Genomic DNA, 26,664 nt, shown 5'->3' with positions numbered 1-26,664 from the left:
ATGAGCGTCAGCAGCACTTCCCCCGCTCTCAACCGCGCGCTGTTGCTCAGCCCGGTGGTTCTGACTTTGCTGGCACTGATCGCAATTCCGCTGGGCATCATGGGCTACATCAGCCTGTTGCCGCGCAACGTCTACGGCGGCGTCGACTGGCAAGCCAACTGGCAATTGCAAAGCTACGTGCAGCTGTTTTTCCAGGAAGGATTCGACGGTGAACTGGAGCTGAACTGGGTCTACGCCCAAGCCTTGTTGCGCTCGGTGTTCCAGGCCGGCGGCACGACGTTGTTGTGTTTCCTGTTCGGTTTCCCGGTGGCGTTGTGGATGTCGAGCCTGACCCCGCGCCGGCGCAACCTCATGGTCTTGCTGATCACCATTCCGTTCTGGACCAACCTGCTGATCCGCAACTACGCGTGGCTGATCATCCTGCGCGAACACGGTTGGGTCGCGCAGAGCCTCAACACGCTGTTCCCGCAGGCGGGCGGCATCACCCTGCTCTACAACGACTTCGCCGTCAGCGTCGGGCTGGTTTATAGCTTCCTGCCGTTCATGATTTTGCCGATCTATTCGACCCTGGAAAAACTCGACTGGCGCCTGGTGGAAGCGGCCTACGACCTGGGCGCCAACCGCTGGCACGCGCTGAAGCGAATCATCCTGCCGCTGTCGATGCCCGGCGTGATTGCCGGCGCGCTGCTGGTGTTCGTGCCGAGCCTCGGCGCCTTCATCACCCCGGCGATTCTCGGCGGCGGCAAGACGCTGATGATCGGCAACCTGATCCAGCAACAGTTCGGCACTGCGCGCAACTGGCCGCTGGGCAGTTCGCTGTCGTTCCTGTTGCTGGGGATTCTGCTGCTGTCGCTGGTGGGTTACGCCCTCTATAGCCGCAGTGCCGCCAAAACTCTACGTCAGGGAGCCACCGCATGATCGCCCTGCACCTGAAAAAACTGCCGCTGACCCGCGAAGTCAGCCTGCTGATCCTCGCGTACCTGTACGTACCGATCTTCGTGCTGATCGCCTACAGCTTCAACGCCAACCGCTCGGCGACGGTGTGGACCGAGTTTTCGTTCGCCTGGTACGGGCGGATTCTGGCCAACCCGTCGATCCAGACCGCAGCGCTCAACTCGATCATCGTCGCCAGCATCGCTACGGTCTGCGCCACGGCCATTGCGCTGCTCGCGGCGCTGGCGACTTACCGGCCGTTCTACGGGCAGAAAATGGTCGAGGGCGGGATCAACCTGCCGCTGATCCTGCCGGAGATCGTCACCGCTGTTGCCACCCTGCTGCTGTTCATGGCGCTGGGGATCAAGCTCGGTTTGCTGACGGTGATTGTCGCGCACGTCGGCTTCTGCATTCCCTTCGCGTACCTGCCGATTCGCGCGCGGCTCAATGATCTCGACAAAAGCCTGCTGGAGGCGGCGAACGATTTGTACGCCAACCCGTGGCAGGTGTTTCGCCGGGTGACGTTACCGCTGTTGTGGCCGGCGGTTTTGTCCGGTTCGGTGCTGGCGTTCGTGGTCAGCCTCGACGATTTCATCATGACGTTCTTTGTCGCCGGGCCGGGTTCGACGACCTTGCCGGTGTACATCTTCTCGGCGATCAAGGCCGGCGTGACGCCGGAGATCAACGCGATCTCGACCCTGATGCTGGTGATTTCCATCGTGCTGGTGGTGCTGGCCTTCTGGCTGGGACAGCGCGGCAAAAACCAATAAATCCTGGAGCGCACAAAAACATGAAAATGAAAAAACTGTGTTTCGCCGTCACCGGTCTGGCCCTGAGTTGCTTCACCGCGTTCGGCGCCCAGGCCGCTGAGCCCAAGGAGTTGTTCTTCTACAACTGGACCGATTACTACCCGGTGGACCTGCTGGCCAAATTCGAAAAGGAGACCGGCATCAAGGTCACCATGGACGGCTACGACAGCAACGAAACCCTGCTCGCCAAGTTGCAGGCCGGTGGGGCGGCGTATGACGTGATCGTGCCGTCGCAGTCGATCATGCGCACGCTGATCAATCAGAACCTGCTGCTGGAAATCGACGCGTCGGCCCTGCCCAATTTCCAGCACGTCAAACCGGCGTTCCGCGACCCGAGCTTCGACCCCGGTCGCAAATTTTCGGCACCGTACCTGTGGGGCACCACCGGGTTTTCCTATGACAGCGCACGCGTGCCGGGCGGCAAACTGGACGATTCGTGGAAGGAATTCTTCGAGCCACGCAAGGAACTGCAAGGCCAGCTCGCCGCACTCGACACCTCCAGCAGCGTGATCAACGCCGCCAGCCACTATCTGAACGTCGACGAGTGCAGCGAAAACCCGCAGGACGCCAAGCGCATTCTGGAACTGCTGCAAAAGCAGAAACCGTTCCTGAAGATGTACAGCTCGGACAACACCGTCGACCGCATGGCCTCCGGTGAAGTGATCATGATGCAAAACTGGAACGGCTCCACCGCCCGGGCCACGTTGCAGAAGAGCAGCATCAAGTACGTGTATCCGCGCGAAGGCCTGGCGATGTTCCAGGACAACTTCGCCGTACCGAAAAGCGCCCCGCACCCCGGCAACGCGAAGATCTTCATCGACTGGATGATGAAACCGGAAAACGCCGCCGCCGTGTCCAATGCAATCGCCTACGACAACGGCATTCAGAGCGACAAATTGATCGACGCCAAATGGCGGGTGATGGACGCGATCAACATGCCCGACGAGTTCGCCTCGCGCCTGCGCCCTGAGAAAGAGTGCAGCAACAAGGCGCGGGAGCTGCAGGACCGGATCTGGTCGAAGCTCAAGGGCTGATTGCTCGGCTTGAGACCGAGTTGCGGCCTTCGCGGGCAAGCCTCGCTCCTACAAGAGCAGCGCAGGACCTGTAGGAGCGAGGCTTGCCCGCGAAGAGGCCTGCCCAAACACCACAAAGCTTGAGGTATGCAATGAATCACCCCCGCTGGCTGCGCAACGTGCGGCCCTACGGTTCCACCGCTGAAGACCTGCTGATCGAAAACGGCCTGTTCAAACAACGCCGTCCGGCATCGTCCGCGCCACTGAATGCCACCGACATCGACGGCCAGAACCAGCTCCTCACCCCGGCCCTGGTGGAAAGCCACGTCCACCTCGACAAAACCCTCTGGGGCCAACCCTGGCGCCCGAACAGCGCCGGGCCGACGCTCAAGGACTACATCGCCAACGAGCGCCGCGTACTGCGTGAAATCGACAGCCCCATCGCCGAACGTGCCGGCGCCCTGCTGGAAAACTGCATCGCCCGTGGTTCGCTGACCATGCGTTGCCACGTCGACATCGACCCGGATTTCGGCCTGCGTCATGTCGAAGCCATGCAACAACTGCGCGAACGCTACCGCGACCTGATCGACCTGCAACTGGTGGTATTCCCGCAAACCGGCCTGATCAGCCGCCCCGGCACCGCCGAGCTGATGCGCGAGGCCATGGCCCTCGGCGTGGAGAACGTCGGGGGCCTCGACCCGTGCGGCATCGACAACGACCCCGTCGCCCAACTGGATTTCGTGTTCAAACTGGCCAGCGAATTCGACCGTGGCGTCGACATTCACCTGCACGACAAAGGTGAGCTGGGCCTGTGGCAAATCGCGCTGATCGCCGATTACACCGAGCATTTCGGGCGCCATGGCCGAGTGATGATCAGCCACGCCTATTGCCTCGGGATGTTGCCTTGGAGCCAGGTCAAACCCGTGGCCGAACGCTTGGCGGCGTTGGGCATTTCGTTGATGAGTTCGGCACCGGCCGATTGCGCGGTGCCGCCGTTCCTGGCGTTGCGCGAGGCCGGGGTCAACGTGTGCCTGGGTTCGGACGGCATCCGCGACGCCTGGTCGCCCATGGGCAACGGCGACATGCTGGAACGGGCGATGCTGCTGGCATTCCGTTTCGACTTGAACAAGGACGAGGAACTGGCGGCGGCGTTTGCAGCGGCGACGGTGAATGGTGCGCTGGCATTGGGCTGCGAGGATTATGGCGTGGAGCTCGGTCAACCGGCGGACTTCCTGTTGATGCCGGTGCAGACGCTGGGTGAAGCCGTGGTGGCTCGGCCGCCGCGACAGGTCTATCGGCGCGGCGAGCTGATTGCCGCAGGTGGTCGACTGCTGGAAAGCCGGTTGTGAAGCGCATCGCCCTGAAAAGCAGCTGCGTGGTCGGCTTCGACGGCACGCAGCATGTGCTGTGGCGCGACGGCGAAGTGGTGTTCGAGGGCTCGCGCATTGTGTTTGTCGGGCGCGGTTATTCGGGGCCGGTGGATCAGTGGATCGATTACGGCAACGCGTTGATCGGTCCCGGCTTCATCGATCTGGATGCACTCGGCGACCTCGATTCCACGGTGCTGACGCTGGACAACGGCGATGATCGCGACATGGGGCGGATGTGGTCCGAGGACTATCTGGCAGCCGGTCCGCGGGAGAGTTACACCACGGACGAAGAAGTCTTCAAATACCGCTACGCCTTCACGCAACTGATCCGTAATGGCATCACCACCGCCATGCCGATCACCTCGATGTATTACCGCGAGTGGGCCGAGACCTACGACGAATTTGCTGCGGTGGCCGGTGTGGCGGCCGAGCTGGGGCTGCGGACTTACCTCGGGCCCTGCTACATGAGTGGCATGAGTTATTGGCGCGCCGATGGCAGCCTCGGGCATCACTGGGATGAAGCGCGGGGCCTGGCCGGGCTCGACGCTGCGACCCGTTTTTTCCAGGATTTCGACGGTGCACATGACGGTTTGATTCGCGGCGCGCTGCTGCCGGATCGCATCCAGACCTGCACCCCGACGCTGTTGCAACGCACTGCCGCGCTGAGCCGCGAGCTGAACGCGCCGATGCGCTTGCATTGCTGTCAGGGCCTCGGCGAAGTGGCGATGGTCGAGCAGTTGCGGGGCGTTTCGTCGCTGGCCTGGCTGGAGCAGTTGAACCTGCTGACCCCGCGCAGCCTGCTGCCCCACGGCATTTACACCCAAGGTGATGCAGACCTGCAACGGCTGGTGGATGGCGGCGCGAGCCTGGTGCATTGCCCGGTGGTGTTTGCCCGGGACGGCGAAGCGCTGAACTCGTTCGGACGCTATCGGGCCAAGGGCATCAACTTTGCGCTGGGCACCGACACCTGGCCGGCGGACCTGCTGGAGAACATGCGTCAGGGGTTGAACATCGCTCGCTTGATGGAGGGCGGCGGTTCGCTGAGCAGCGCCCTGGATTTTTACAACGCGGCCACGCTCGGGGGCGCCAAGGCTTTGGGGCGTGACGACATCGGTCGTCTGGCGCCGGGAGCCAAGGCCGACATCACGGTATTCAGCCTTCGCGGCCTGCACCTCGGGCCGCTGTTCGATCCCTTGAAAAACCTGGTGCTGGCCGGACGCGGTGACGACTGCATCGCCAGCTACATCGACGGCCGCTGCGTGATGCAGGACGGACAGGTTCAAGGCGCCGACTACCCCGCCCTGCAACGCCAGGCCCAACGACAATTCGAAACACTGATGCGCAGCCACAGCGACCGGGCCTTCGGTCGACCGGACTGGAAAAGCCTGTTCAAACCGGCCATCCCGTTCGCCGATGACTACAGCGCACAAGCGCCGCTGAGCGCGATTGATCCCCTTCCTTAGAGATTTCTGCCCATGCAAAGCTTTGACTTCAGCACCCTCAGTGCGCGGGACAAATACAAGATTCTGATCGGCAGCGTGGTGCCTCGGCCCATCGCGCTGGTCACCACGATTGATGGCGAAGGACGGATCAACGCCGCGCCGTTCAGCTTCTTCAATGCGCTGTCCGCCGACCCGCCGATCCTCGCACTGGGCGTGGAAAACTATGGGGACCAGAGCCCCAAGGACACCACGCGCAATATCCAGCTCAATCAGGAATTCACCGTCAATATCGTCAGTGATGCGCTGGTGGAAGCGATGAACGTCTGCGCCGTGCCTTTCGCTCCCGGGTTCGACGAACTGACCGCCGCTGGACTCACCGCGATTCCCGGCACCACGGTCAAATGCCCGCGGATCGGCGAGGCGCCCGTGGCGCTGGAATGCCGACGGATGATGGCGCTGTCCATCGGGCAGTCGCGGGAGATCATCTTCGGCGAAGTGCTGATGGCGCATGTTCGGGATGAACTGATCGACCCGAAAACCCTGTACATCGATCAGCTGGGGCTTGATGCGATCGGGCGAATGGGTGGGCATGGGTATGCGCGTACGCGGGATTACTTCGATTTGCCGACCCGGTCGTTGCAGGCCTGGACGGATGCGCCGGGTGGTGGCGAGCGGTTTTGGCCAGAGGCTAAATAATCAGAGAATCACCACGACCTGTAGGAGCGGCCGGGCGGCGTTCCGTTTGCTGGCGAAGCGGTGGTGGCCGTGATGACGCCATCGCCGGCAAGCCGGCTCCTACAGGTTCGGTGTTGTGCAGAAAATTAACGGCATACCCACAATCATGTAGGAGCCAGCTTGCTGGCGAAGCGGTAGTGGCCGTTATGACGCCATCGCCGGCAAGCCGGCTCCTACAGGTTCGGTGTTGTGCGAAATATTAACGGCATACCCACAATCATGTAGGAGCCGGCTTGCTGGCGAAGCGGTGGTGGCCGTGATGACGCCATCGCCGGCAAGCCGGCTCCTACAGGTTCGGTGTTGTGCGAAATATTAACGGCATACCCACAATCATGTAGGAGCCGGCTTGCTGGCGAAGCGGAGGTGGCCGTGATGACGTCATCGCCGGCAAGCCGGCTCCTACAGGTTCGGTGTTGTGCGAAATATTAACGGCATACCCACAATCATGTAGGAGCCAGCTTGCTGGCGAAGCGGTGGTGGCCGTTATGACACCATCGCTGGCAAGCCGGCTCCTACAGGTTCGGTGTTGTGCGAAATATTAACGGCATACCCACAATCATGTAGGAGCCGGCTTGCTGGCGAAGCGGAGGTGGCCGTGATGACGTCATCGCCGGCAAGCGGAACGCCGCCCGGCCGCTCCTACAGGTGTGTGATTACTTCAGTGGAAATCCCGGCTGCGTACGTTGATGCCATCCAGTAGCGGACTCAGGTCGCTCAAGCGTCCGGCAATCAAATGCCGCACCTCGCCTTCCTTCTCCCAGCGCCCGTCGACCTTGAGCAACTGCGAGCCGACCAACACCTGCCGTTGCCGGTCGGCCAGGTCGCGCCAGACCACCACGTTGACGTTACCGAACTCGTCTTCGAGGGTGACGAAAGTCACGCCACTGGCGGTGCCCGGTCGCTGCCGACCGGTCACCAGCCCGGCGACGCTGACCGGGCGACCATGCTCGACGTCCAGCAACTCCCGCGAACTGCGACAGCGCCGGGCTTTCAGCTCACCCCGCAACAGGGCCAGTGGATGCGGGCCGAGGGTGGTGCCGAGACTGTTGTAATCCGCCAGCAGGTCTTCGCCCACCGTGGGTTTGGGCAATGCCACCGCGTCCTCTTCCTGGCTCGGCAAACCGGCGAACAAACCCAATTGCTTCTGCACCCCCGCCACTTCCCAGCGTGCTCGATGACGATCACCGGCCAGCCCACGCAACGCGCCGGCATCGGCCAGTTGCTCCTGCGCACGGGCATCGAGCCGCGCCCGTTCGCCGAGGTCGGCGATGTCGATAAACGCCCCCTTGGACCTCGCGGCTTCGATACACCGCGCATCGTCTTCGCGAAAACCCTTGATCATCCGCAGTCCCATGCGAATCGCCGGCTGCGCACCGATGACGGGTTCGAGGCTGCAATCCCAGTCGCTGGCACGCACGTCCACCGGGCGGATCTGCAAATGATGCCGGCGCGCATCCTGCAGAATCTGGTCCGGGCTGTAGAAACCCATGGGCCAGCTGTTGATCAGCGCACAGGCGAAGGCCGCCGGTTCGTGGCATTTCAACCAGCAACTGGCATAGGTCAGCAAGGCAAAACTGGCGGCGTGGGACTCGGGAAATCCGTAGCTGCCGAAGCCTTTGATCTGCTCGAAAATCTGCGCGGCGAATTCGGGTGTGTAGCCGTTTTTCTTCATTCCGGCGGCCAGGCGATCCTTGTGTGGTTCCAGCCCGCCATGGCGCTTCCAGGCGGCCATGGAACGGCGCAATTGATCGGCTTCACCGGGGCTGTAGTCGGCAGCAACGATGGCGATCTGCATCACCTGTTCCTGGAACAGCGGTACGCCGAGCGTGCGCTTGAGTACCGCTTCCAGCTCTGGAGACGGGTAAGTCTCGGGCTCCTGTTTGTTCCGCCGTCGCAGGTACGGGTGCACCATGCCACCCTGGATCGGCCCCGGCCTGACGATCGCCACTTCGATCACCAGGTCATAAAAATTCCGGGGTTTAAGCCTCGGCAGCATCGACATCTGCGCCCGGGACTCGATCTGGAACACGCCGATGGTGTCCGCATGACCAATCATGTCGTAGGTTTGCGGGTCTTCGGACGGGATCATCGCCAGGCTTAAATCAAGGTTACGGTGCCGTCGCAGCAGATCAAAGCAGCGGCGGATGGCGCTGAGCATGCCCAGCGCAAGAATATCGACCTTGAGCAAACCGACCGCGTCCAGATCGTCCTTGTCCCACTGGATGATGGTGCGCTCGGCCATGGCGGCGTTTTCCACCGGCACCAGACTGTCCAGCGGCTGTTCGGAAATGACGAAGCCGCCCGGGTGCTGGGACAGGTGCCGGGGGAAACCGATCAGTTGCCCGGTCAGGCTCAGCACCCGGCGCAACACCGGGCTCTCGGGATCGAAACCGCCTTCATGCAGGCGCTCCACCGGTGGTGTTTCATCACTCCAGTGGCCGCAGCAATCGGCCAGGGCATTGATCTGGTCCGGCGGCAAACCCAACGCCTTGGCCACATCGCGTACCGCGCCGGCCGCGTGGTAGGTGCTGACCACCGCCGTCAACGCCGCACGGGTCCGGCCATAACGCTGGAACACGTACTGCAAGACTTCTTCGCGTCGCTCGTGCTCAAAATCGACGTCGATGTCCGGCGGCTCGTTGCGCTCTTTGGAGAGAAAGCGCTCGAACAACAGCGTGGTGCGATCCGGATCGATTTCCGTGATTCCCAAGGCATAACAGACCGCCGAGTTGGCGGCTGAACCACGGCCCTGACAGAGGATTTTTTGCTCACGAGCAAACCGGACGATGTCGTGAACCGTCAGGAAGTAACTTTCGTAGCCCAGTTCGGCAATCAGCTCCAGTTCCTTGTCGATCTGTTTGAGCACCTTGGCTTGCGGGCCTTTTGGCCAGCGCCATGTGATCCCTTCTTCGGTCAAATGACGCAACCAGGACGAGGCCGTCTGGCCTTCGGGCACCAGCTCGCGGGGATACTGATATCGCAACTGGCCAAGGTCGAAGGTGCAACGCCGGGCGATGATCAAGGTTTCATCGAGCAATGCTTGCGGGTAGATCGATTGCAGCACGTCGAGGCTGCGCAGATGCCGCTCGCCGTTGGGGTGCAGGCGCAACCCGGCCTCGGCCACCGGCAGGTGATGACGGATTGCGGTCATGGTGTCCTGCAAGGCGCGCCGCCCACGCGTGTGCATGTGCACATCGCCGCTGGCCACTGCCGGGATTCGCAGCTCCCTTGCCAACGTCATCAACGCACTCAATCGCCCGGTATCGTCCTGGCCGCGATGTAACTGGACCGCCAGCCACAGGCGCTCGGCGAAGGTTTGCTTCAGCCAGTGACCGGTTTGAAAATCATCCGGCGCATCCGGCACCCACAACGCCAACAGCCCCGGCAAAGGCTCGTTGAAATCCTCCCGCAACACCTGATACCGGCCTTTCTGCGAACGACGCCGCGCCCGGGTAATCAGCCGGCACAGGTTTTGGTAGCCCTCAAGGCTCTCCACCAGCAGCACCAGTTTCGGACCGTTCTCGATGCGCACTTCGCTGCCGATGATCAGTGGCAGCTCCACGGATTTGGCCGCTTGCCAGGCGCGGACAATGCCCGCCAACGTGCATTCGTCGGTGATCGCCAGCGCCTGATAGCCCAGTTTTTTCGCCCGCTGAAAAAGTTCGAGGGCGCTGGAGGCTCCACGCTGGAAACTGAAGTTCGACAGGCAGTGCAGCTCGGCATAATCAATGCTCATGCGAACCACCCCTGCAACCACAACGGGCCGTCCTCACCGACCGCACGATAGGCCCAGCCCTGTTGGCCGGAACGGGTTTCGATCAGGTAGTAGTCGCGGCGCACATCGGCGCCGTCCCACCAACCGGACTCGATACGCTCCGGGCCCATGAGGATGCGCGTCGAACCTTCGTGTACCGCTTGCGGCTCCGTCAGCAACCAGCCCGGACGCTGCACGCCAGGCATCACCGCGCAACGCTGGCTCTCGGCACTGGCCTGCCACGCGCACTCCGGCCGGTGATCGGCCTGGAACCGCAGGCCCTGCACCGCGTCATCCCCCAGCCGCGCGCGCAAGCGTTCGCGCAGTTGTTCCCAGGGCAAGGACTGCTGCGGGCGATCATCGAACAGTTCCTGATACTGCGGAACGAAGGCCGGCAAGTCTTCGGCGCGCAAACGAAACCCGCGCACCGGCGCCTCGACCTGAACCTGTTCCAACCGCCCCCGGGCCAGTTCGAAGAGCATCGCCGGATCGCGCTCGGCGCTGAGCAGACCGACCTTGATCACGCTGTCCGGCAAGCCGGCATGTTCCAGATGCAGGTCAAAACGCTGCACACCGCTGTCGCGACCGCACAGGAACGCCGACAGATCGCCGGTCAGCCGGCGTAACGGAAACAGCAGCGCCTGATGGGATTGCACGTCGAAATTGAGCTCGATGCGCACATCGAAGCGGTCAGGCGGCAGGTAGAACGCCAGCGCCAGCCGTCGTTCGCCAGACAGCGCGTCCAGATGCTTGAGCACCTGGGCCTCGAAACGCCGCGCCAGACTCTGTCGCGGTAACGCCTGCACCTGGCTCAAAGTGCGCAACCCCATGCGCGACAACGCTATGGCCACCGCTGGCTCCAGAGCGATCCGGTCGACAGGCAATTGCCCCAGATGATGCTGCAAGGCTTGAGCGTCCGGCACCACCAGACCGTCATACGCATTGGCCAATACCCGCGCCGCCACCGGGTTGGGCGCGGCAACAATCCGATGACGAAAGCCCAGTTCGCCGAGTTCGGTGCGCAAGCGCGCTTCGAATTGCGGCCAGTCGCCAAACAGTCCCAGGCTGGACTCGATTTCAAACACCACCGCACGCGGGTAATGCACGCTGACCTGGGAGCTGAAGCGGTAGGCCCAGGCCGCGAGAAACTGCTGCCAGTGCTCGATCTCGGCCGCGTCGTATTCCGCCGTGACAAAGTCTTTGCTCAAGGCCTGCGCGGCGGTCATCGACATGCCGGGGCGCAAGCCCAGCGCCCGCGCCGAAGCGTTGACCGCCTGCAACACCCGACGCTGCGCCGGACCGGTCAGCAGCGCCAGCGGCTCATCGGGATCGGGGCGCTGACGCAGTACCGCGTCCAGCGCCAATTGCGGGAAGAGAATGCACACCCAGCGCATGGCAACCTCAATGCCCCACAGGGAAGGCAATCGGCGCCGAGCGGGCCAACCCTCCCCGGCACTTGAGCACGCGCAATTGCGCAGGCCTGGCATCGATGGCGATGCGCAGCGCGGCCGGTGACGGGTTGATCGCTTCATGGATCGAGCGGTAGGCGAATGCCAGGGTCGAGCCGGTTTCCGCCGCCACCTGCAAGCGCCGCAAGGCGCGGTCATCCGCCTTGTGCGGCCAGCACAGCACTGCGCCGCAACTGCCCGAACGCAGGCATTGTTCCGCCGCCCACAGCGCATCGCGCTCGCTGGCCTGGATGATCGACAACTGGCGCAGATCAACCCCGGCGTTCTGCCAGGCTTGCGGATACGGCACGTACGGCGGCGCCACCAGCACGATGCGCTCACCCGCCGCCGACAACCGCGCCAGCGCCGGCCACACCAGTTGCAACTCGCCGACGCCCTGCCCGGCCAGGAGGATTTCGGTCAGCGCCGCTTCCGGCCAGCCACCGGTGGGCAACGCCGCATCCAGCGCCGCATGCCCGGTGGGTTGCGGGCTGACCGTCGGTGGCGCAGGCCGGCCCTTCCAGACCTGGCCGCCATTGAACAGCGTGTCCAGCGCAACGACGGCGCCCATCACCCTTGCCTCACCAGACCGCAGAACACCCCTTCGATGGCCAGGTCCTGATCGGCCTCGACGATGATCGGCTTATAGGCCGGGTTGCGCGGCAACAGGCGCACCGCATCGCCGACCCGCTCGAAACGCTTGATGGTGACTTCACCGTCAAGCCGCGCCACGACGATCTGGCCATTGAGCGCTTCGGGGTTGCGATGCACGCCCACCAGGTCGCCATCGAGGATGCCGTCCTCGATCATCGAGTCACCCTGGACCCGCAGCATGTAATCCGGCACCCGGGAGAAGATCGACGGGTCGAGCAGCAAGCGGCTGTGCACCTCGGCATCGGCACCGATCGGCGCCCCCGCCGCCACCCGGCCGAGGACCGGAATGTCCAGCAGCTCGGGGCGCGCCGGTTGCCCGAGCAAACGAATGCCTCGGGCCTGATGCGGATTGACCTCGATAAAACCGGCGTCGGTCAGCGCCAGCACATGCTTGCGCGCCACGCTGCGGGAGGCGAAACCAAAGGCCTCGCTGATTTCAGCGAGGCTCGGGGACTGACCGTGCTCCGCGATTCGATCACGGATAAACGTCAGGATGGCAGTACGGCGGGGAGTTAAAGTCGTCATGGAGTACATTTGTACTCTTTTGGCTTTTTTATGGCAAGGCCCGCCAGTCAGCTCCCCTTTATCACGGAGTCCGGCATACCGCACATCCAGAGTCAGGCCCTACAGCGTCCGCTGGCCATTGCCGATACCCTTGGCTTTCTCGATCCCCCACTCCATCGCGGCCTCCATGTCGAGAAAATGCAACGCCGGGTGATCATTCTCCTCAATGGCCGAGCCATCGGGTCGGTATACCCCGATGAACATTCCCAACGAACCGTCTCGCAGGATCTCGGCCTTGACCTTGATGCTGCAATCGTTCGACAGCGTTTCCGTATGAACCATGTGGCGCTCAGTCATCATCGCGTTCCTCCGGGTGATTGAATCCAGTAAAGGCGATCTGCAGTCCCTGTTTCAAGTTCGACCCATCCGCCAAAAGGCGTGATTTATGGGGCACAAGACAGCGGCGTAATGCCACCTATACTACAAGCCACCGCCCCCTCGGGGTCTGCAATCCAAACAATAAAAAGCAGAGGTGGAACATGATCTGGCAGCAAATCTACGATCCGTTCGGCAACCCGGTCATTTCAACCATCATGGCCGCTGTACCGGTCGTGGTGATGCTCGCAGCCCTGGCCTTTTTCCACATCAAGGCCCATCTGGCGGCCTTGCTCGCCCTCGCCTCGGCGCTGGTCATCGCGATTTTCGCCTTCGGCATGCCGGCGAACATGGCAGGCTCGGCCGCCCTTTACGGCGCCGCCAACGGCTTGCTGCCGATCGGCTGGATTGTGCTGAACATCATCTTCCTGCACCGGCTGACTACCGAAAACGGCTCATTCAAAGTGCTGCAGGACTCGCTGGCGCGCATTACCGACGATCGCCGCCTGCAACTGCTGCTGATTGCCTTCTGCTTCGGTGCCTTCTTCGAAGGGGCTGCCGGTTTCGGCACACCCGTGGCAGTGACCGGCGCGATTCTGATTGGCCTGGGCTTCTCGCCGCTGGCGGCGTCGGGCCTGGCGTTGATCGCCAACACCGCGCCCGTGGCGTTCGGCGCCCTCGGCACGCCGATCATTACCCTGGCCAAAGTGACCGGCCTGGACGAAATGGAACTGTCGATGATGGTCGGTCGGCAATTGCCGTTTTTCTCGGTGATCGTGCCGTTCTGGTTGATCTGGGCCTTTGCCGGGTGGCGCAAGATGCTGGAAATCTGGCCGGCTATCCTGGTCGCCGGGGTCAGTTTCGCCGTGCCGCAGTTCCTGGTGTCCAACTATCACGGGCCGATGCTGGTGGACGTGATCGCCGCGCTGATTTCCATGGCCTGCCTCACCGGTTTTCTCAAGGTGTGGAAACCCGCGACCGTGCACACCTCTGCCGCGCTGTCCGGGCGCGTCGACAACTCCAAAATAGCCGAAGAGCATGACGAGAAACCCATCGCCAGCGCGACCTTCGCCAGCGATGCCAAACCTGCGGTCATGCGCGCGTGGATGCCGTGGATCATCCTCACGGTGTTCGTGTTCGCCTGGGGCACCCAAGGCTTCAAAAACCTGTTCGATACACGCCCGGCGATTGATCCCGTGACCCACTCGGCCAAGCTCGATCCGCAAGGCAAACCGCTGCGCGAAGCGAACCCGATCTTTGCGCCGGTCGTCACCTTCGGCACGATCCACCAGCAAATCGAAAAGGTCCCGCCGGTGGTGCCTGCGCCTAAAACTGAGGACGCGGTCTACAAGTTCACCTGGCTGACCAGCACCGGCAGCGGCATCTTGCTGGCGGCGATCTTTGGCGGGCTGTTGATGGGTTACTCCATCCCGCAGTTGGTCAAACACTATCTGCGCACGATCTGGGTCGTGCGTTACTCGCTGATTACCATCGTCGCGATGCTCGCGCTCGGTTTCCTCACCCGCTATTCGGGGCTGGACGCCACCATGGGCCTGGCGTTCGCTGCGACGGGCATCTTTTACCCGATGTTTGGCACCTTGCTCGGCTGGCTCGGCGTGGCGCTGACTGGGTCGGACACGGCGTCCAACGTGCTGTTCGGCGGGCTGCAGCGGGTGACGGCTGAGCAATTGGGGCTGAGTCCGGTGTTGATGGCTGCTGCCAACAGTTCCGGTGGGGTCATGGGCAAGATGGTCGATGCGCAGTCGATCGTGGTGGCTTCCACTGCTACGCGTTGGTATGGGCATGAGGGGGAAATTCTGCGTTATGTGTTCTTCCATTCCATCATTCTGGCGATTCTGGTGGGGGGGTTGGTGACGTTGCAGGCTTATGTGGCGCCGTTTAGTCATATGGTTGTGGGGGGGCATTGAGCGGAGCTGCCTGGTGAGTGGACGGGATGGTGGGCATATCCGTTTCTTCGGTGATGGCGGCTGGCGGTTTCGCTCTTACAGCGAGTCACTTTCGAAAAGCGCGAAAGTAACCAAAGCGCTTTTGCCCCTTTCGTTCGGTGCCTCGCCTAGGCTCGGCATGCCCTCGCTCCGGTCCTGCTCCGTGGGCCCGCCGCCATCGGCCATCCATGGCCGGGGGCGGCTAACCCGGCATCCATGCCGGGTTGCCCACTACGCAGAACCTCCACTCGGTCTCTCGAGGGGGCGACTACCGCCACAGACGCCGAGGCGGCCTGAAAGCCGACCTGGCTCTTTGGTCGTGTGCACACTCCCACATTGTGGTGGCTGCACTAATTTTGGATGTTTGCACATTCCCCCTGTAGGAGCCGGCTTGCTGGCGATGGCGTCTGTCCAGCCAATACATACGTTGACTGATCCACCGCTATCGCCAGCAAGCCGGCTCCTACAGAGGATCGTATTTATCCAAATGCATATGCATTTCCCTTGTAGGAGCCAGCTTGCTGGCGATGGACGTCAACGATAACGCGGGCTGTCTGAATGAACGCGTTGCCCCGACGTTTTTCGCCGGCAAGCCGGCTCCTACAGGGGAATCGCGTACGCTTTTGATTTTCACCACTCATCAGGCCGAGCGTTAGCTCGCCTTCCGCTTTTGATCTTGAGGTACACGCCCCCTCGAGAGGCCGAGCGCAGGTTCTGCGCAGTGGGCAACCCGGCATGGATGCAGGGTTAGCCGCGCACGGCCAGGGATGGCCGATCGCGGCGGGCCCACGGAGCAGGACCGGAGCGAGGGCATGCCGAGCCACAGCGAGGCACCGAACGAAAGGGGCAAAAGCGCTTGGTTACTTGGCGCTTCTCCAAGTGACTCGCCGTAAGGGCGAAACCAATATCAGCCATCACCCAAAAAATGGATATACACACAAAACCCAAGTAAACAGGCCGCTGCCCGGACACACACGATCGGAGTATCGTAAAACGACCATGAACATTCTCTACGATGAACGCGTTGACGGAGCGCTGCCCGACGTCAACAAGTCAGCACTGTTGCAAGCCCTGCAAACCCGTTTGCCAGGCCTGGAAGTGCTGCATCAGCAAGAAGAACTCAAGCCATACGAATGCGACGGACTCTCGGCCTATCGCACCGCGCCCCTGCTGGTGGTCCTGCCACGCCATCTCGACGAAGTACAAGGCGTGCTCCGGCTCTGCCATGAAATGCACGTGCCGGTGGTCGCCCGTGGCGCCGGCACCGGTTTGTCCGGCGGCGCGTTACCGCTGGAAAAAGGCGTGCTGCTGGTCATGGCGCGCTTCAACAACATCCTGCACATCGACCCGGCCGCCCGCACCGCACGGGTCCAGCCCGGCGTACGCAACCTCGCTATTTCCCAGGCAGCAGCCCCCTTCGGCCTGTACTACGCGCCAGACCCTTCCTCACAGATCGCCTGTTCCATCGGCGGCAACGTCGCCGAAAACGCTGGCGGCGTGCATTGTCTGAAGTACGGCCTGACCGTGCACAACCTGCTCAAGGTCGACATCCTGACCGTGGACGGCGAGCACCTGACATTGGGCTCCGATGCCCTCGATTCACCCGGCTTCGACCTGCTGGCGCTGTTCACCGGTTCCGAAGGCATGCTCGGGGTGATCACCGAAGTCACCGTCAAACTGTTGCCCAAACCGCAGTCCGCCAAGGTGCTGCTGGCAGCGTTCGATTCTGTCGAAAAAGCAGGACGAGCGGTGGGTGACATCATCGCCGCCGGTATCATTCCGGGCGGTCTGGAAATGATGGACAACCTGGCGATTCGCGCCGCTGAAGACTTCATCCACGCTGGCTACCCGGTGGACGCCGAAGCCATCCTGCTGTGCGAACTCGATGGCGTCGAAGCCGATGTCCACGATGATTGCGACCGCGTGCGCGAGGTGCTGGAACAGGCCGGCGCCACCGAAGTGCGCCAGGCCAGGGATGAAGCCGAGCGCGTGCGTTTCTGGGCCGGACGCAAGAATGCCTTTCCGGCGGTCGGTCGGCTCTCGCCGGATTATTACTGCATGGACGGGACGATCCCACGCCGTGAGTTGCCCGGCGTGCTGCGCGCCATTGCCGCGTTGTCCGCCGAGTATGGCTTGCGCGTCGCCAACGTTTTCCACGCCGGAGACGGCAACATGCACCCGTTGATTCTGTTCGACGCCAATCAACCGGGTGAGCTCGACCGCGCCGAAGCGCTGGGCGGCAAGATCCTCGAATTGTGCGTGAAAGTCGGCGGCAGCATTACCGGCGAACACGGCGTGGGCCGCGAGAAGATCAATCAGATGTGCGCGCAGTTCAACGCCGATGAGCTGACGCTATTCCATGCCGTCAAAGCCGCGTTCGATCCCGGCGGTTTGCTCAACCCCGGCAAGAACATTCCGACGCTGCACCGCTGCGCCGAATTTGGCGCCATGCACGTGCACCTGGGTCAGTTGCCCTTCCCTGATCTGGAGCGATTCTGATGCGCAGCGAACTCGATATCGATGACAGCGGCGTGCTGCTGGAGCAGGTCAATCAAGCGCTGGAAAACGCCACGCCGCTGCGCATTCAGGGCTCCAACAGCAAGGCGTTTCTGGGGCGCATCGTTGCGGGCGAAGTACTCGACACGCGCAGCCACCGAGGCATCGTCAGCTACGACCCTACCGAGCTGGTGATCACCGCCCGCTGCGGCACGCCCTTGTCCGAACTGGCGCACGTGCTGGATGAAGCGCAGCAGATGCTGCCCTGCGAACCACCGTCCTTTGGCGACGATGCCACCGTCGGCGGGATGATCGCCAGTGGCCTGTCGGGACCGCGTCGTCCCTGGTCAGGCTCGGTGCGCGATTTCGTCCTCGGCACGCGGGTCATCACGGGGCACGGCAAGCATTTGCGCTTTGGCGGCGAAGTGATGAAAAACGTCGCCGGTTACGACCTGTCGCGCCTGATGGCCGGCAGTTTCGGCGCCCTTGGGGTGATCACCGAAGTCTCGCTCAAGGTCCTGCCCAAACCACGGCAAACCCTGAGCATCAGCCTGGAGATGGACAGCGATCGTGCCTTGCTGCGTCTCGCGGAATGGGGCCAGCAGCCGTTGCCGATCAGTGCCGCGTGCCACGACGGGCAACGCCTGCACTTGCGGCTTGAGGGCGGCGAAGGCTCGGTGGCGGCGGCTCATGACCGTTTGGGCGGTGAGCAGCTGGACGCCTCGTATTGGGCGGATCTCAACGAGCACCGACTGAGTTTCTTCGACGAGGGCCAGCCACTGTGGCGCCTGTCCGTCCCGCACAACACGCCGCGGTTGTCCCTGCCCGGCCGGCAACTGCTCGACTGGGGCGGCGCCCAGCGCTGGCTCAAGTCTGACGCCGAAGCGGCGTTCATTCGCCAGGTCGTGGATGAGGTCGGCGGCCATGTGACCTGCTACAGCCATGGCCTGATCGACAGCCCGTTCCAGCCGTTGCCTGCCGCGTTGATGCGCTACCACCGCAGCCTCAAGCAACAACTCGACCCTCGGGGCATTTTCAACCCGGCACGCTTGTACGCGGAGCTTTGAACCATGCAGACAACCCTGAGCGAAACCGCCCGGCAGCTGCCCCGCGCCGAAGAAGCCGAAAGCATCCTGCGCACCTGCGTGCACTGCGGCTTCTGCAATGCCACCTGCCCGACTTATCAATTGCTCGGCGATGAACTCGATGGGCCACGGGGCCGCATTTACCTGATCAAACAGGTGCTGGAAGGCAACGAGGTCACGCAGAAAACCCAGCAGCATCTGGACCGCTGCCTGTCGTGCCGCAATTGCGAAACCACCTGTCCTTCCGGGGTCGACTATCACAACTTGCTCGACATCGGCCGGGCGGTGGTCGATGCGGCGGTGCCGCGCTCCATCGACCAACGTCTGTTGCGTGAGGGATTGCGCAGCGTCGTCCTTAATCCGGGACTGTTCAAAGCGCTGATCAACAGCGGTCAGGTTTTTCGGGCACTGCTGCCCAACACCTTGCAGGCAAAGTTGCCTCGCCATGTTTATCTCCCACGGCCACGCCCCACCACGCGCCATGCCCGCCAGGTGCTGATGCTCGAAGGTTGCGTACAGCCGAGCCTGTCGCCCAACACCAATGCGGCAGCGGCGCGGGTGCTGGATCGACTGGGTATCAGTGTTACTCCGTCCAGCGAAGCCGGGTGTTGCGGCGCTGTGGATTATCACCTCGACGCTCAGGCAGCTGGCCTCGACCGCGCTCGCCACAATATCGATGCGTGGTGGCCGAGTATCGAGAACGGCGCCGAAGCCATCGTGCAAACCGCCAGTGGCTGTGGCGCCTTCATCAAGGACTATGGCCATTTACTCGAACGCGATCCGGCCTACGCCGAGAAGGCAAAAAGAGTCAGCGCGCTGGCCAGGGACCTGGTGGAAGTGTTGCGCGACGAACCGCTGGAAACACTCGGCATCCACAGTGACCAGCGCCTGGCCTTCCATTGCCCCTGCACCTTGCAGCACGCGCAAAAGCTCGGCGGCGCGGTGGAAGCGCTTCTTGCTCGCCTCGGTTTCAACCTCACACCTGTGCCCGACAGCCATTTGTGCTGCGGGTCGGCGGGCACTTATTCGATCACCCAACCCGAACTGTCCCGGCAACTGCGCGACAACAAACTGAATGCGCTGGAAAGTGGCCATCCTGAAGTTATCGTTACCGCCAATATCGGCTGTCAGTCGCACCTCGACGGCGCGGGCCGAACCCCGGTCCGGCACTGGATCGAACTGCTCGACGCGGCGCTGCCCTCATCGATCACCGGAGATTCCCCATGAAAAGCAAAGCCGTCCTGAGCCAGACCGAAGTCAGCCGGATCCTCGCGGCCGCACGCACCGAAGCACAAAATAACCAATGGGCCGTGACCATCGTGATCGTCGACGACGGAGGCCACCCCCTCGCCCTCGAACGCCTCGACGGCTGCGCGCCCATCAGCGCGTACATCGCCACCGAAAAGGCACGCACCTCGGCGTTGGGCCGGCGCGAATCCAAAGGTTATGAAGACATGGTCAACGGCGGGCGCTTCGCGTTTTTGTCGGCCCCCTTGCTGACGTCCCTGGAAGGCGGCGTGCCGATCATCGTCGACGGTCAGGTGGTGGGTGCGGTTGGCGTGTCCGGCGTAAAAGCCGAGCAGGATGCGCAAGTGGCCAGGGCTGGGGCGCAATGCCTGAACTGAACCGTGCTCGAGGAGCGTAATCAGAAGAAACAAAAAAGAGACTTCCGTCTCTTTTTTTATGCGCGGCTAGAATTGATAGTTGTCGCCGCTTTTTCGAACTGACAGAGCAACCGTCCACTTCAAAGGAAGCGCAAAGATGAATCGTCTTACTGCGAAAGACTTTGCCCCTGAGCTGCTCGAACTCTACGACTACTACGCCCACGGCAAGATCAACCGGCGAGAGTTTCTCGACCGGGCGGCGTTATTCACCCTTGGCGGCCTGACTGCCAGCGCGCTCCTCGCCGCCCTGAGTCCCGACTATGCCTTGGCCGAACAAGTGGCGTTTACCGATCCGGACATCATCGCCGAGTACGTCACCTACCCCTCGCCCAAGGGCCACGGGCAGGTTCGGGCCTATCGGGTGCGTCCGGCAAAAGCCACCGGCAAAGTGGCGGCCGTGGTGGTCGTGCATGAAAACCGCGGGCTCAACCCCTACATCGAAGATGTTGCCCGACGCGTGGCCAAGGCCGGGTTCATCGCCCTCGCCCCCGATGGACTGACGTCGGTGGGCGGTTATCCCGGCAACGACGACAAAGGCCGGGAACTCCAGGCGACCGTTGATCCTGAAAAGCTCATGAATGACTTTTTCGCCGCGATCGAGTGGCTGATGAAACACGATACGACCACCGGAAAAGTCGGCATCACCGGCTTCTGCTATGGCGGTGGCGTGGCCAACGCGGCTGCCGTGGCCTATCCCGAACTCGGGGCTGCCGTGTCCTTCTATGGCCGGCAACCAGACGCCAGGGATGTCCCCCGGATCAAGGCGCCGGTGATGCTTCACTTTGGCGAACTGGACACACGCATCAACGAAGGATGGCCCGCCTACGAGCAGGCATTAAAAGCAGCCGGCAAAACCTATGAAGCCTACATCTACCCCGGTGCCAACCACGGCTTCCATAACGATTCCACGCCTCGATTCGATGAGGCCGCAGCCAAACTTGCCTGGGAAAGAACGCTAAACTGGTTCCGGCGATACCTGTCTTAGCGCCGCAAGCAATAAGTAGTCTTGAATTTTTATTGCTGTTTCCAGGTTTTTAAAGAGTGCATCACACATGAATAACAATGATTTTCTGTCGCAACAGAAACCACCCTTCAGCATTGTCCTGGTCAACTACAAAACCATCGAAATAACCCGGATTTGCCTCGACCTGCTACATCAGCACCTGGGCGACAGCAACATTCCGGTCTGGGTGGTTGATAACGACTCGGCCGATGAAAGCACCGACTATCTGCGCACACTGGACTGGATCAACCTGATTGAGCGAAAAGCTCCCGAGCCGGAGCATGGTCATATCGCGCATGGCAAAGCACTCGACCTGGTGCTGGAACGGGTTGAGACCGACTTTCTGTTCCTGCTGCACACCGATACGTTTATTTTCGACAAAAATGTATTTTCAATGATGTTGAACAAGTGCATTAAAAACCCGAATGTCGTGGCCGTCGGGTGCACAGAACAACTTAACCGCGGCACCACCAGAACCCTTTGGCGCTTTAGCTCACGACTGGTAAAACATCACGTCAGACGCCTCAAACTGTCCCTGGGACTACGTTCCAGAGAGCCAAAGCCCTACAGGGAAGTTTATTTGAAAAGCTTCTGTACCTTATGGAACTGCAAGCTGATGAAGCAACACGGCATGCATTTCCTGATGGATGAGCGCGTACCCGGTTATACCCTCCAGGACCGCATGACCCAGTTGGGCTATGTTGTTGAACTGTTGTCCCCGCGCAAGATATTCAGCTACCTCGACCATATTCAAGCGGGCACCGTCGCGGCCGCTGGCGGTTATGCGACAACGCACAGACGAACGAAGATGTACAACGACATCCTTAAACGTTTGAAGGGCGACAACAACCAGGTATCGGCAGCGCGTCACAAGTAGCGCCCCTCTTGCAGGAAGCACTCGCAGGTTGTTATGAACAGACTATTGGAGCGGTAATGACACCGATCACTCAGACACTTCCCATCGTCACCACCCCGGAGCTGGATTTTGACCAGAACGCTGCCAGCACTTTCGGTCACTCGCTAGCCAGTACTTATGCTCAAGCCACCCCCTTTCCACACATCGTCATTGACAATTTTTTACCGCAGGACCTGATTGCGAGCATCTGCGCGCATTTTCCCGTGGAGCCAACCAACAACGAAATGCTCTATGAGCGTGGCTATAAGGGTCAGCACAAACGGCAAGTCAGCCCCAACGAATGCGATCCCTACTTGAAGACGGTTTTCAACGCCTTCAACTCGGCGCCCATGTTGCAGTTTCTTGAACAGCTCACAGGTATCGAGGGGTTGATTCCCGATCCTTACTTTACCGGCGGCGGACTGCACGAAACGAAAAAAGGTGGGTTCCTGGGGGTGCACTCGGACTTCCGGCTCAACAAAAAGTTGAATATCGAGCGCAGGCTGAATGCCATTATTTACCTGAATCCGGATTGGCAAGAGGCATACGGCGGCAACCTGGAGCTATGGGACGTCGGGATGAAGACTTGCCTCAAGAAAGTCCTGCCGATCTACAACCGCTGTGTCATTTTCAACACCGACAAGGACAGCAATCATGGACACCCGGAGCCTCTGACGACGCCGGAACACATTACACGCCGTTCCATCGCGCTCTACTACTACACCGCAGCAACGGTGGCGGCTGATCCTGCGCAAAGAAACAAAACCCACTACAAACCAAGGCCCAAGGATCGCTTGAGCCTCAAGTACTACCTCAACAAACTCATCAAGAAAAAAAACTGACGGCACCTGCGGTTATCCGACCACATCGATCAACTGCTCGCGTTGCGCCCCCGTCAGCATCGGGCCGAAACCGGCACCGGCATTGTCCGCCATGTAACGCGGGTTGCCGGTGCCGGGGATGACGCAGGTCACTGCCGAATGCGCCAGCAAATACTTGAGCGCCAATTGTGCCCAACTGGTGACGCCGACTTGCGAGGCCCAGCCGGGCAGCGGTTTGCCCTTCAAGCGGGCAAGCAAATCACCGCCGCCAAATGGCCGGTTGCAGATCACCGCCACGCCGCGTTCGCGACACAGCGGCAGAATGCGTTTCTCGACCCCGCGATCGTCCAGCGCATAGTTGATCTGCAAAAAATCCAGTGGCTCGGCTTTGAGCACCGCTTCCACTTCGTCATACGCCGACGCGGTGTAATGGGTGATGCCGATGTAGCGAATCCGCCCTTCTTCCTTCCATTTTCGCAATGTAGGCAAATGGGTTTTCCAGTCCAGCAGGTTATGGATCTGCATCAGGTCGATCCGGTCGGTCTGTAGCAGTTTGAAGGATTGCTCCATCTGCGCGATGCCTTCTTCGCGGCCACGGGTCCACACCTTGGTGGCCAGGAACGCGGGTGAACGCGGCTTGTGGATCGACAGCAGTTCCCCAATGGTCTGCTCGGCGCGGCCATACATGGGTGAGCTGTCGATCACCGTGCCGCCCTTTTCAAATAACGCGCTGAGAACGGCGGGCAGGTTTTTGTAGGCCGGCTCGGCAGGTGCGACATCAAAGCCGCGATAGGTGCCCACGCCGACAAGGGGCAATGGCTCGTTGCTGGAAGGAATGGCGCGGGTCAGCATGTTCTTGCCTCCTGTTTCCTTCGACGGCACGGTGGCTGCAAAGGCCGGATCGAAAGTGAGCACCGCCGAAGCACCGGCAGCCAGCGTGAGTATTCGTCGACGCGTGTATCCATCAGTGTGGCTCATGGTTGTGTCCTTCCACTGCCTGGCGGTTGGCCTTTTGCGCTTGTTGCGCGGCAAACGCCGCGATCACCGGCGCCACGAGTCCTCTGTTAGCCAAGAGAATAGCTGCCGGCGGCAATTCGTCCCTGCTTGAAATACAACGAGGTCTCAAGTGCTGGTGGGCGATCACAGAGGGCAGCGGGGGTAGCCATTTCATTAGCGGTGCCTCGCTAATGCTCGGCATGCCCTCGAGGGGGCGCTCAGATCAAAAGCTGAAGGCGAGCTAACGCTCGACCTGATGAGTAATGAAAATCAAAGGCGTATGGGATTCCCTGTAGGAGCCGGCTTGCCGGCGAAATACGTCTGGACGACGCGTTCATTCAGACAGCCCGCGTTATCGTTGGCGTCCATCGCCAGCAAGCCGGCTCCTACAGGGGAGCGGTGTACATGTCCGGAATGAGTGGTCGCAGCAGAGAAGGACAACGCGGACATCTAAAGAGCCAGGTCGGCTTTCAGGCCGCCTCGGCGGCTGTGGCGGTGGTCGCCCCCTCGAGAGGCCGAGCGCAGGTTCTGCGCAGTGGGCAACCCGGCATGGATGCCGGGTTAGCCGCCCCCGGCCATGGATGGCCGATGGCGGCGGGCCCACGGAGCAGGACCGGAGCGAGGGTATGCCGAGCCTAGGCGAGGCACCGAACGAAAGGGGCAAGAGCCCTTGGTTACTTGGGGCTCTTCCAAGTGACTCGCTGTAAAAGCGAAACCATAAGCAGCCGTTACCGCAGCAATGGATATGTACACCAAAAAAAAAACACACCCACACAAAGCCTTCGCAAGCAGGTCCCACCAACACCGCGAAAAACAGAATTACCGCAAACACGAGCCGTTTTCGCTACTCTGGCTCCAAGCACCCATCGCCCCGCCACTCACCCGACCGAGGCACCATGATCATTTCATCCGCATCCGACTATCGCGAGGCAGCCCGCCGCAAACTCCCCCGCTTCTTGTTCGATTACATCGATGGAGGCGCTTATGCGGAGCACACACTAAGGGCCAACAGCGCCGACCTGACAGGCATCAGCCTGCGTCAGCGCATTCTGAAAAACGTCGAAACCCTTAGCCTGCAAACCACCCTCTTCGACCAGCCCCTCGCAATGCCGATCATCCTGGCACCGGTAGGCCTGACAGGCATGTTCGCCCGTCGAGGCGAAGTACAGGCCGTGAAAGCGGCGCAAAACAAAGGCATTCCCCTGTGCCTGTCGACAGTCTCGGTGTGTTCGATCGAGGAAGTGGTGGCGCAAAGCCAACAATCCATCTGGTTCCAGCTGTACGTGCTGAAAGACCGGGGTTTCATGAAAAACGCCCTGGAACGGGCCAAGGCTGCCGGGGTGAAAAACCTGGTGTTTACCGTCGACATGCCCACGCCCGGCGCGCGCTACCGGGATGCTCACTCGGGCATGTCCGGGCCGTTTGCGTCATCGCGGCGAATACTTCAGGCGATGACCCGACCCGACTGGGCCTTCAACGTCGGCGTCATGGGACGCCCGCACGATCTGGGCAACATCTCGAAGTACCTTGGCAAAGCCGTCACGCTCGAAGACTACATGGGCTGGCTGGCGAACAACTTCGACCCGTCGATCAGCTGGAGCGATCTGGAGTGGATTCGTGACTTCTGGAAAGGCCCGATGATCATCAAGGGCATTCTCGATCCTCAGGACGCGCGAGACGCCGTCAGCTTTGGCGCGGACGGCATTGTGGTGTCGAACCACGGCGGACGACAGCTGGACGGTGTGCTTTCCACCGCCAAGGCATTGCCGCCCATCGTACAAGCTGTGGGGAATGATCTGACGGTGCTGGTCGACTCGGGGATCCGCTCGGGGCTCGATGTCGTGCGGATGCTGGCCCTGGGCGCGAAAGGTGTATTGCTGGGGCGATCCATGGCCTATGCCCTGGCCGCCGACGGTCAACGCGGGGTGGAAAACATGCTGGATATTTTCGCCAAAGAGATGCGCGTGGCGATGACGTTGACCGGGGTGACTTCGATTGCTCAGATCGATGAGTCAACGTTGGTGCAGGCGGTTCGTGAGCTGAACGCTTGATCGTGAAAACGCCCTGTCTATGCAGGGCGTTTTCAATCACTCGACGTCTTTGAGAATCTCGAACTTCACCTGATCGGGATAGAACGCAATGTAACCGCGTATCTGTTCTACCGACACTTTGGGATCTTCATAGCTCCATGCTGCATTCGCGCCCTCATGCCCCGGGACCTGCAGGCTGAAATAGCTCGCATCGCCCTTGTAGGGGCAGTAACTCGTGTGGTCGGTGCGGGCAAAATACTTCTCGTCGATATCCTCCCGGGGCACGTAGTACACCGGAGGGTAATTGGCCTCCAGCAGCACCAGCGCGCGCGCCGACGCAGCCACCTGAATGCCGTGAAACTTCACCAACAGACAGCCGGGCTGCTCGGCGATGGTAATGACAGGGCTAGGACCGGAGCTTTTCATGAAATGCGTTCCTCGGGACGGTGAAAAACCTGTGGGAGCGTGCGATGCGGCGATCCGACTTGCCCGCAATGGGTCGCACAGTGCCCCAAAACTTGAGAACACAACTTTGTCAGGTATAACCCAGATTTCGTCAGCGCGACGGCTTCACAGCCGAACGGGGCGCTGAAGCTATCTGTCGGAGGACCGGCACAAGCGCATAGGCGGATAACGTCAAAGGTAGAAGCGAGATGCAGTTCGTTGCAATGACTCGAAACGCACGAGCTGT

22 protein-coding genes are annotated in these 26,664 nt (G+C 61.4%); 15 read left to right on the top strand and 7 right to left on the bottom strand.

The window, feature by feature from the left end:
- The 6 genes from KGB24_RS04455 (at window position 1) to KGB24_RS04430 (ending at window position 6,263) form a co-directional block, all read left to right on the top strand.
- A complete protein-coding gene (locus tag KGB24_RS04455; RefSeq protein ID WP_223414189.1) occupies window positions 1-918 on the top strand; it encodes an ABC transporter permease in 918 nt (305 codons plus the stop codon).
- A complete protein-coding gene (locus KGB24_RS04450; RefSeq protein WP_008031524.1) occupies window positions 915-1,703 on the top strand; it encodes an ABC transporter permease in 789 nt (262 codons plus the stop codon). Before KGB24_RS04455 ends, KGB24_RS04450 begins: the two co-directional genes overlap by 4 nt.
- 20 nt (window positions 1,704-1,723) lie before the next feature.
- On the top strand, window positions 1,724-2,776 hold the full coding sequence (locus KGB24_RS04445) for an extracellular solute-binding protein (protein ID WP_223414188.1): 1,053 nt from the start codon (window positions 1,724-1,726) through the stop codon (window positions 2,774-2,776).
- A gap of 131 nt (window positions 2,777-2,907) precedes the next feature.
- The gene (locus tag KGB24_RS04440; protein ID WP_223414187.1) at window positions 2,908-4,104 is read left to right on the top strand and encodes an amidohydrolase family protein; all 1,197 of its coding nucleotides are present in this window, start codon (window positions 2,908-2,910) and stop codon (window positions 4,102-4,104) included.
- Window positions 4,101-5,588, top strand: coding sequence for an amidohydrolase family protein (locus tag KGB24_RS04435; protein ID WP_223414185.1), 1,488 nt, complete (start codon window positions 4,101-4,103; stop codon window positions 5,586-5,588). The genes KGB24_RS04440 and KGB24_RS04435 overlap by 4 nt, the downstream gene beginning before the upstream one ends.
- A 12-nt stretch (window positions 5,589-5,600) precedes the next feature.
- The gene (locus KGB24_RS04430; protein WP_008031517.1) at window positions 5,601-6,263 is read left to right on the top strand and encodes a flavin reductase family protein; all 663 of its coding nucleotides are present in this window, start codon (window positions 5,601-5,603) and stop codon (window positions 6,261-6,263) included.
- A 697-nt stretch (window positions 6,264-6,960) separates the two neighbouring features.
- On the opposite strand, the gene KGB24_RS04425 is transcribed toward KGB24_RS04430, so the two are convergent.
- From KGB24_RS04425 to KGB24_RS04405, 5 genes are all read right to left on the bottom strand, one after another.
- Entirely contained in the window at window positions 6,961-10,059 is a 3,099-nt protein-coding gene (locus KGB24_RS04425) for an error-prone DNA polymerase (RefSeq protein ID WP_223414184.1), read from the bottom strand.
- Window positions 10,035-11,450: a Y-family DNA polymerase gene (locus KGB24_RS04420; protein ID WP_223414183.1), complete on the bottom strand. Its 1,416-nt coding sequence runs from the start codon at window positions 11,448-11,450 to the stop codon at window positions 10,035-10,037. Before KGB24_RS04420 ends, KGB24_RS04425 begins: the two co-directional genes overlap by 25 nt.
- Window positions 11,451-11,457: 7 nt before the next feature.
- The gene (gene imuA / locus KGB24_RS04415; RefSeq protein ID WP_008034486.1) at window positions 11,458-12,075 is read right to left on the bottom strand and encodes a translesion DNA synthesis-associated protein ImuA; all 618 of its coding nucleotides are present in this window, start codon (window positions 12,073-12,075) and stop codon (window positions 11,458-11,460) included.
- Entirely contained in the window at window positions 12,075-12,692 is a 618-nt protein-coding gene (gene lexA, locus KGB24_RS04410; RefSeq protein WP_008042565.1) for a transcriptional repressor LexA, read from the bottom strand. The genes imuA and lexA overlap by 1 nt, the downstream gene beginning before the upstream one ends.
- Window positions 12,693-12,782: 90 nt before the next feature.
- Entirely contained in the window at window positions 12,783-13,019 is a 237-nt protein-coding gene (locus KGB24_RS04405) for a hypothetical protein (protein ID WP_032829165.1), read from the bottom strand.
- Window positions 13,020-13,201: 182 nt separating this feature from the next.
- Between KGB24_RS04405 and KGB24_RS04400 the strand changes: the two genes are divergently transcribed.
- From KGB24_RS04400 to KGB24_RS04365, 8 genes are all read left to right on the top strand, one after another.
- On the top strand, window positions 13,202-14,965 hold the full coding sequence (locus KGB24_RS04400) for an L-lactate permease (RefSeq protein ID WP_223414182.1): 1,764 nt from the start codon (window positions 13,202-13,204) through the stop codon (window positions 14,963-14,965).
- 1,017 nt (window positions 14,966-15,982) lie between these two features.
- Complete coding sequence (gene glcD / locus KGB24_RS04395) at window positions 15,983-17,482, top strand: glycolate oxidase subunit GlcD (protein ID WP_223416141.1); 1,500 nt, start codon at window positions 15,983-15,985, stop codon at window positions 17,480-17,482.
- Window positions 17,482-18,546 carry a glycolate oxidase subunit GlcE gene (gene glcE / locus KGB24_RS04390; RefSeq protein WP_008034042.1) on the top strand — a complete coding sequence of 355 codons (1,065 nt, stop codon included), beginning with the start codon at window positions 17,482-17,484 and terminating at the stop codon, window positions 18,544-18,546. The genes glcD and glcE overlap by 1 nt, the downstream gene beginning before the upstream one ends.
- A gap of 3 nt (window positions 18,547-18,549) precedes the next feature.
- The gene (gene glcF / locus KGB24_RS04385; protein WP_223416142.1) at window positions 18,550-19,791 is read left to right on the top strand and encodes a glycolate oxidase subunit GlcF; all 1,242 of its coding nucleotides are present in this window, start codon (window positions 18,550-18,552) and stop codon (window positions 19,789-19,791) included.
- Window positions 19,788-20,189, top strand: a complete 402-nt coding sequence (locus tag KGB24_RS04380; RefSeq protein WP_223416143.1) for a heme-binding protein — start codon at window positions 19,788-19,790, stop codon at window positions 20,187-20,189. The genes glcF and KGB24_RS04380 overlap by 4 nt, the downstream gene beginning before the upstream one ends.
- Before the next feature lie 136 nt (window positions 20,190-20,325).
- Window positions 20,326-21,213 (top strand): YghX family hydrolase, encoded by an 888-nt coding sequence (gene yghX, locus KGB24_RS04375; RefSeq protein WP_223416144.1) that lies wholly within the window; start codon window positions 20,326-20,328, stop codon window positions 21,211-21,213.
- A gap of 67 nt (window positions 21,214-21,280) precedes the next feature.
- A complete protein-coding gene (locus KGB24_RS04370; protein ID WP_008034047.1) occupies window positions 21,281-22,108 on the top strand; it encodes a glycosyltransferase in 828 nt (275 codons plus the stop codon).
- Window positions 22,109-22,164: 56 nt separating this feature from the next.
- Window positions 22,165-22,968 (top strand): 2OG-Fe(II) oxygenase, encoded by an 804-nt coding sequence (locus KGB24_RS04365; RefSeq protein WP_223416145.1) that lies wholly within the window; start codon window positions 22,165-22,167, stop codon window positions 22,966-22,968.
- 12 nt (window positions 22,969-22,980) lie between these two features.
- Here the strand turns inward: KGB24_RS04365 and KGB24_RS04360 are convergent, their stop codons facing one another.
- The gene (locus KGB24_RS04360; protein WP_008034051.1) at window positions 22,981-23,925 is read right to left on the bottom strand and encodes an aldo/keto reductase; all 945 of its coding nucleotides are present in this window, start codon (window positions 23,923-23,925) and stop codon (window positions 22,981-22,983) included.
- Window positions 23,926-24,839: 914 nt separating this feature from the next.
- On the opposite strand from KGB24_RS04360, the gene lldD reads away from it, so the two are divergent.
- Window positions 24,840-25,994 (top strand): FMN-dependent L-lactate dehydrogenase LldD, encoded by a 1,155-nt coding sequence (gene lldD, locus KGB24_RS04355; protein WP_008028170.1) that lies wholly within the window; start codon window positions 24,840-24,842, stop codon window positions 25,992-25,994.
- A 36-nt stretch (window positions 25,995-26,030) separates the two neighbouring features.
- Here the strand turns inward: lldD and KGB24_RS04350 are convergent, their stop codons facing one another.
- On the bottom strand, window positions 26,031-26,399 hold the full coding sequence (locus tag KGB24_RS04350) for a DUF427 domain-containing protein (protein ID WP_008028168.1): 369 nt from the start codon (window positions 26,397-26,399) through the stop codon (window positions 26,031-26,033).
- Between the last annotated feature and the right edge of the window lie 265 nt (window positions 26,400-26,664).

The sequence above is a fragment of the Pseudomonas sp. BF-RE-25 genome, from assembly GCF_019956105.1.
Taxonomy (GTDB): Bacteria; Pseudomonadota; Gammaproteobacteria; order Pseudomonadales; family Pseudomonadaceae; genus Aquipseudomonas; species Aquipseudomonas migulae.
The sequence above is the reverse complement of the archived record's forward strand: the minus strand, read 5'-3'. Positions and strand labels throughout refer to the sequence as shown.

Coding starts and splice junctions, on each gene's coding strand:
- lexA (WP_008042565.1), bottom strand. CDS start 12,692: ATGTACTCCATGACGACTTTAACTCCCCGCCGTACTGCCATCCTGACG.
- KGB24_RS04350 (WP_008028168.1), bottom strand. CDS start 26,399: ATGAAAAGCTCCGGTCCTAGCCCTGTCATTACCATCGCCGAGCAGCCC.
- imuA (WP_008034486.1), bottom strand. CDS start 12,075: ATGGGCGCCGTCGTTGCGCTGGACACGCTGTTCAATGGCGGCCAGGTC.
- glcF (WP_223416142.1), top strand. CDS start 18,550: ATGCAGACAACCCTGAGCGAAACCGCCCGGCAGCTGCCCCGCGCCGAA.
- KGB24_RS04400 (WP_223414182.1), top strand. CDS start 13,202: ATGATCTGGCAGCAAATCTACGATCCGTTCGGCAACCCGGTCATTTCA.
- KGB24_RS04365 (WP_223416145.1), top strand. CDS start 22,165: ATGACACCGATCACTCAGACACTTCCCATCGTCACCACCCCGGAGCTG.
- KGB24_RS04445 (WP_223414188.1), top strand. CDS start 1,724: ATGAAAATGAAAAAACTGTGTTTCGCCGTCACCGGTCTGGCCCTGAGT.
- glcD (WP_223416141.1), top strand. CDS start 15,983: ATGAACATTCTCTACGATGAACGCGTTGACGGAGCGCTGCCCGACGTC.
- KGB24_RS04360 (WP_008034051.1), bottom strand. CDS start 23,925: ATGAGCCACACTGATGGATACACGCGTCGACGAATACTCACGCTGGCT.
- KGB24_RS04430 (WP_008031517.1), top strand. CDS start 5,601: ATGCAAAGCTTTGACTTCAGCACCCTCAGTGCGCGGGACAAATACAAG.
- KGB24_RS04450 (WP_008031524.1), top strand. CDS start 915: ATGATCGCCCTGCACCTGAAAAAACTGCCGCTGACCCGCGAAGTCAGC.
- KGB24_RS04370 (WP_008034047.1), top strand. CDS start 21,281: ATGAATAACAATGATTTTCTGTCGCAACAGAAACCACCCTTCAGCATT.
- glcE (WP_008034042.1), top strand. CDS start 17,482: ATGCGCAGCGAACTCGATATCGATGACAGCGGCGTGCTGCTGGAGCAG.
- KGB24_RS04440 (WP_223414187.1), top strand. CDS start 2,908: ATGAATCACCCCCGCTGGCTGCGCAACGTGCGGCCCTACGGTTCCACC.
- yghX (WP_223416144.1), top strand. CDS start 20,326: ATGAATCGTCTTACTGCGAAAGACTTTGCCCCTGAGCTGCTCGAACTC.
- KGB24_RS04420 (WP_223414183.1), bottom strand. CDS start 11,450: ATGCGCTGGGTGTGCATTCTCTTCCCGCAATTGGCGCTGGACGCGGTA.
- KGB24_RS04380 (WP_223416143.1), top strand. CDS start 19,788: ATGAAAAGCAAAGCCGTCCTGAGCCAGACCGAAGTCAGCCGGATCCTC.
- KGB24_RS04455 (WP_223414189.1), top strand. CDS start 1: ATGAGCGTCAGCAGCACTTCCCCCGCTCTCAACCGCGCGCTGTTGCTC.
- lldD (WP_008028170.1), top strand. CDS start 24,840: ATGATCATTTCATCCGCATCCGACTATCGCGAGGCAGCCCGCCGCAAA.
- KGB24_RS04405 (WP_032829165.1), bottom strand. CDS start 13,019: ATGACTGAGCGCCACATGGTTCATACGGAAACGCTGTCGAACGATTGC.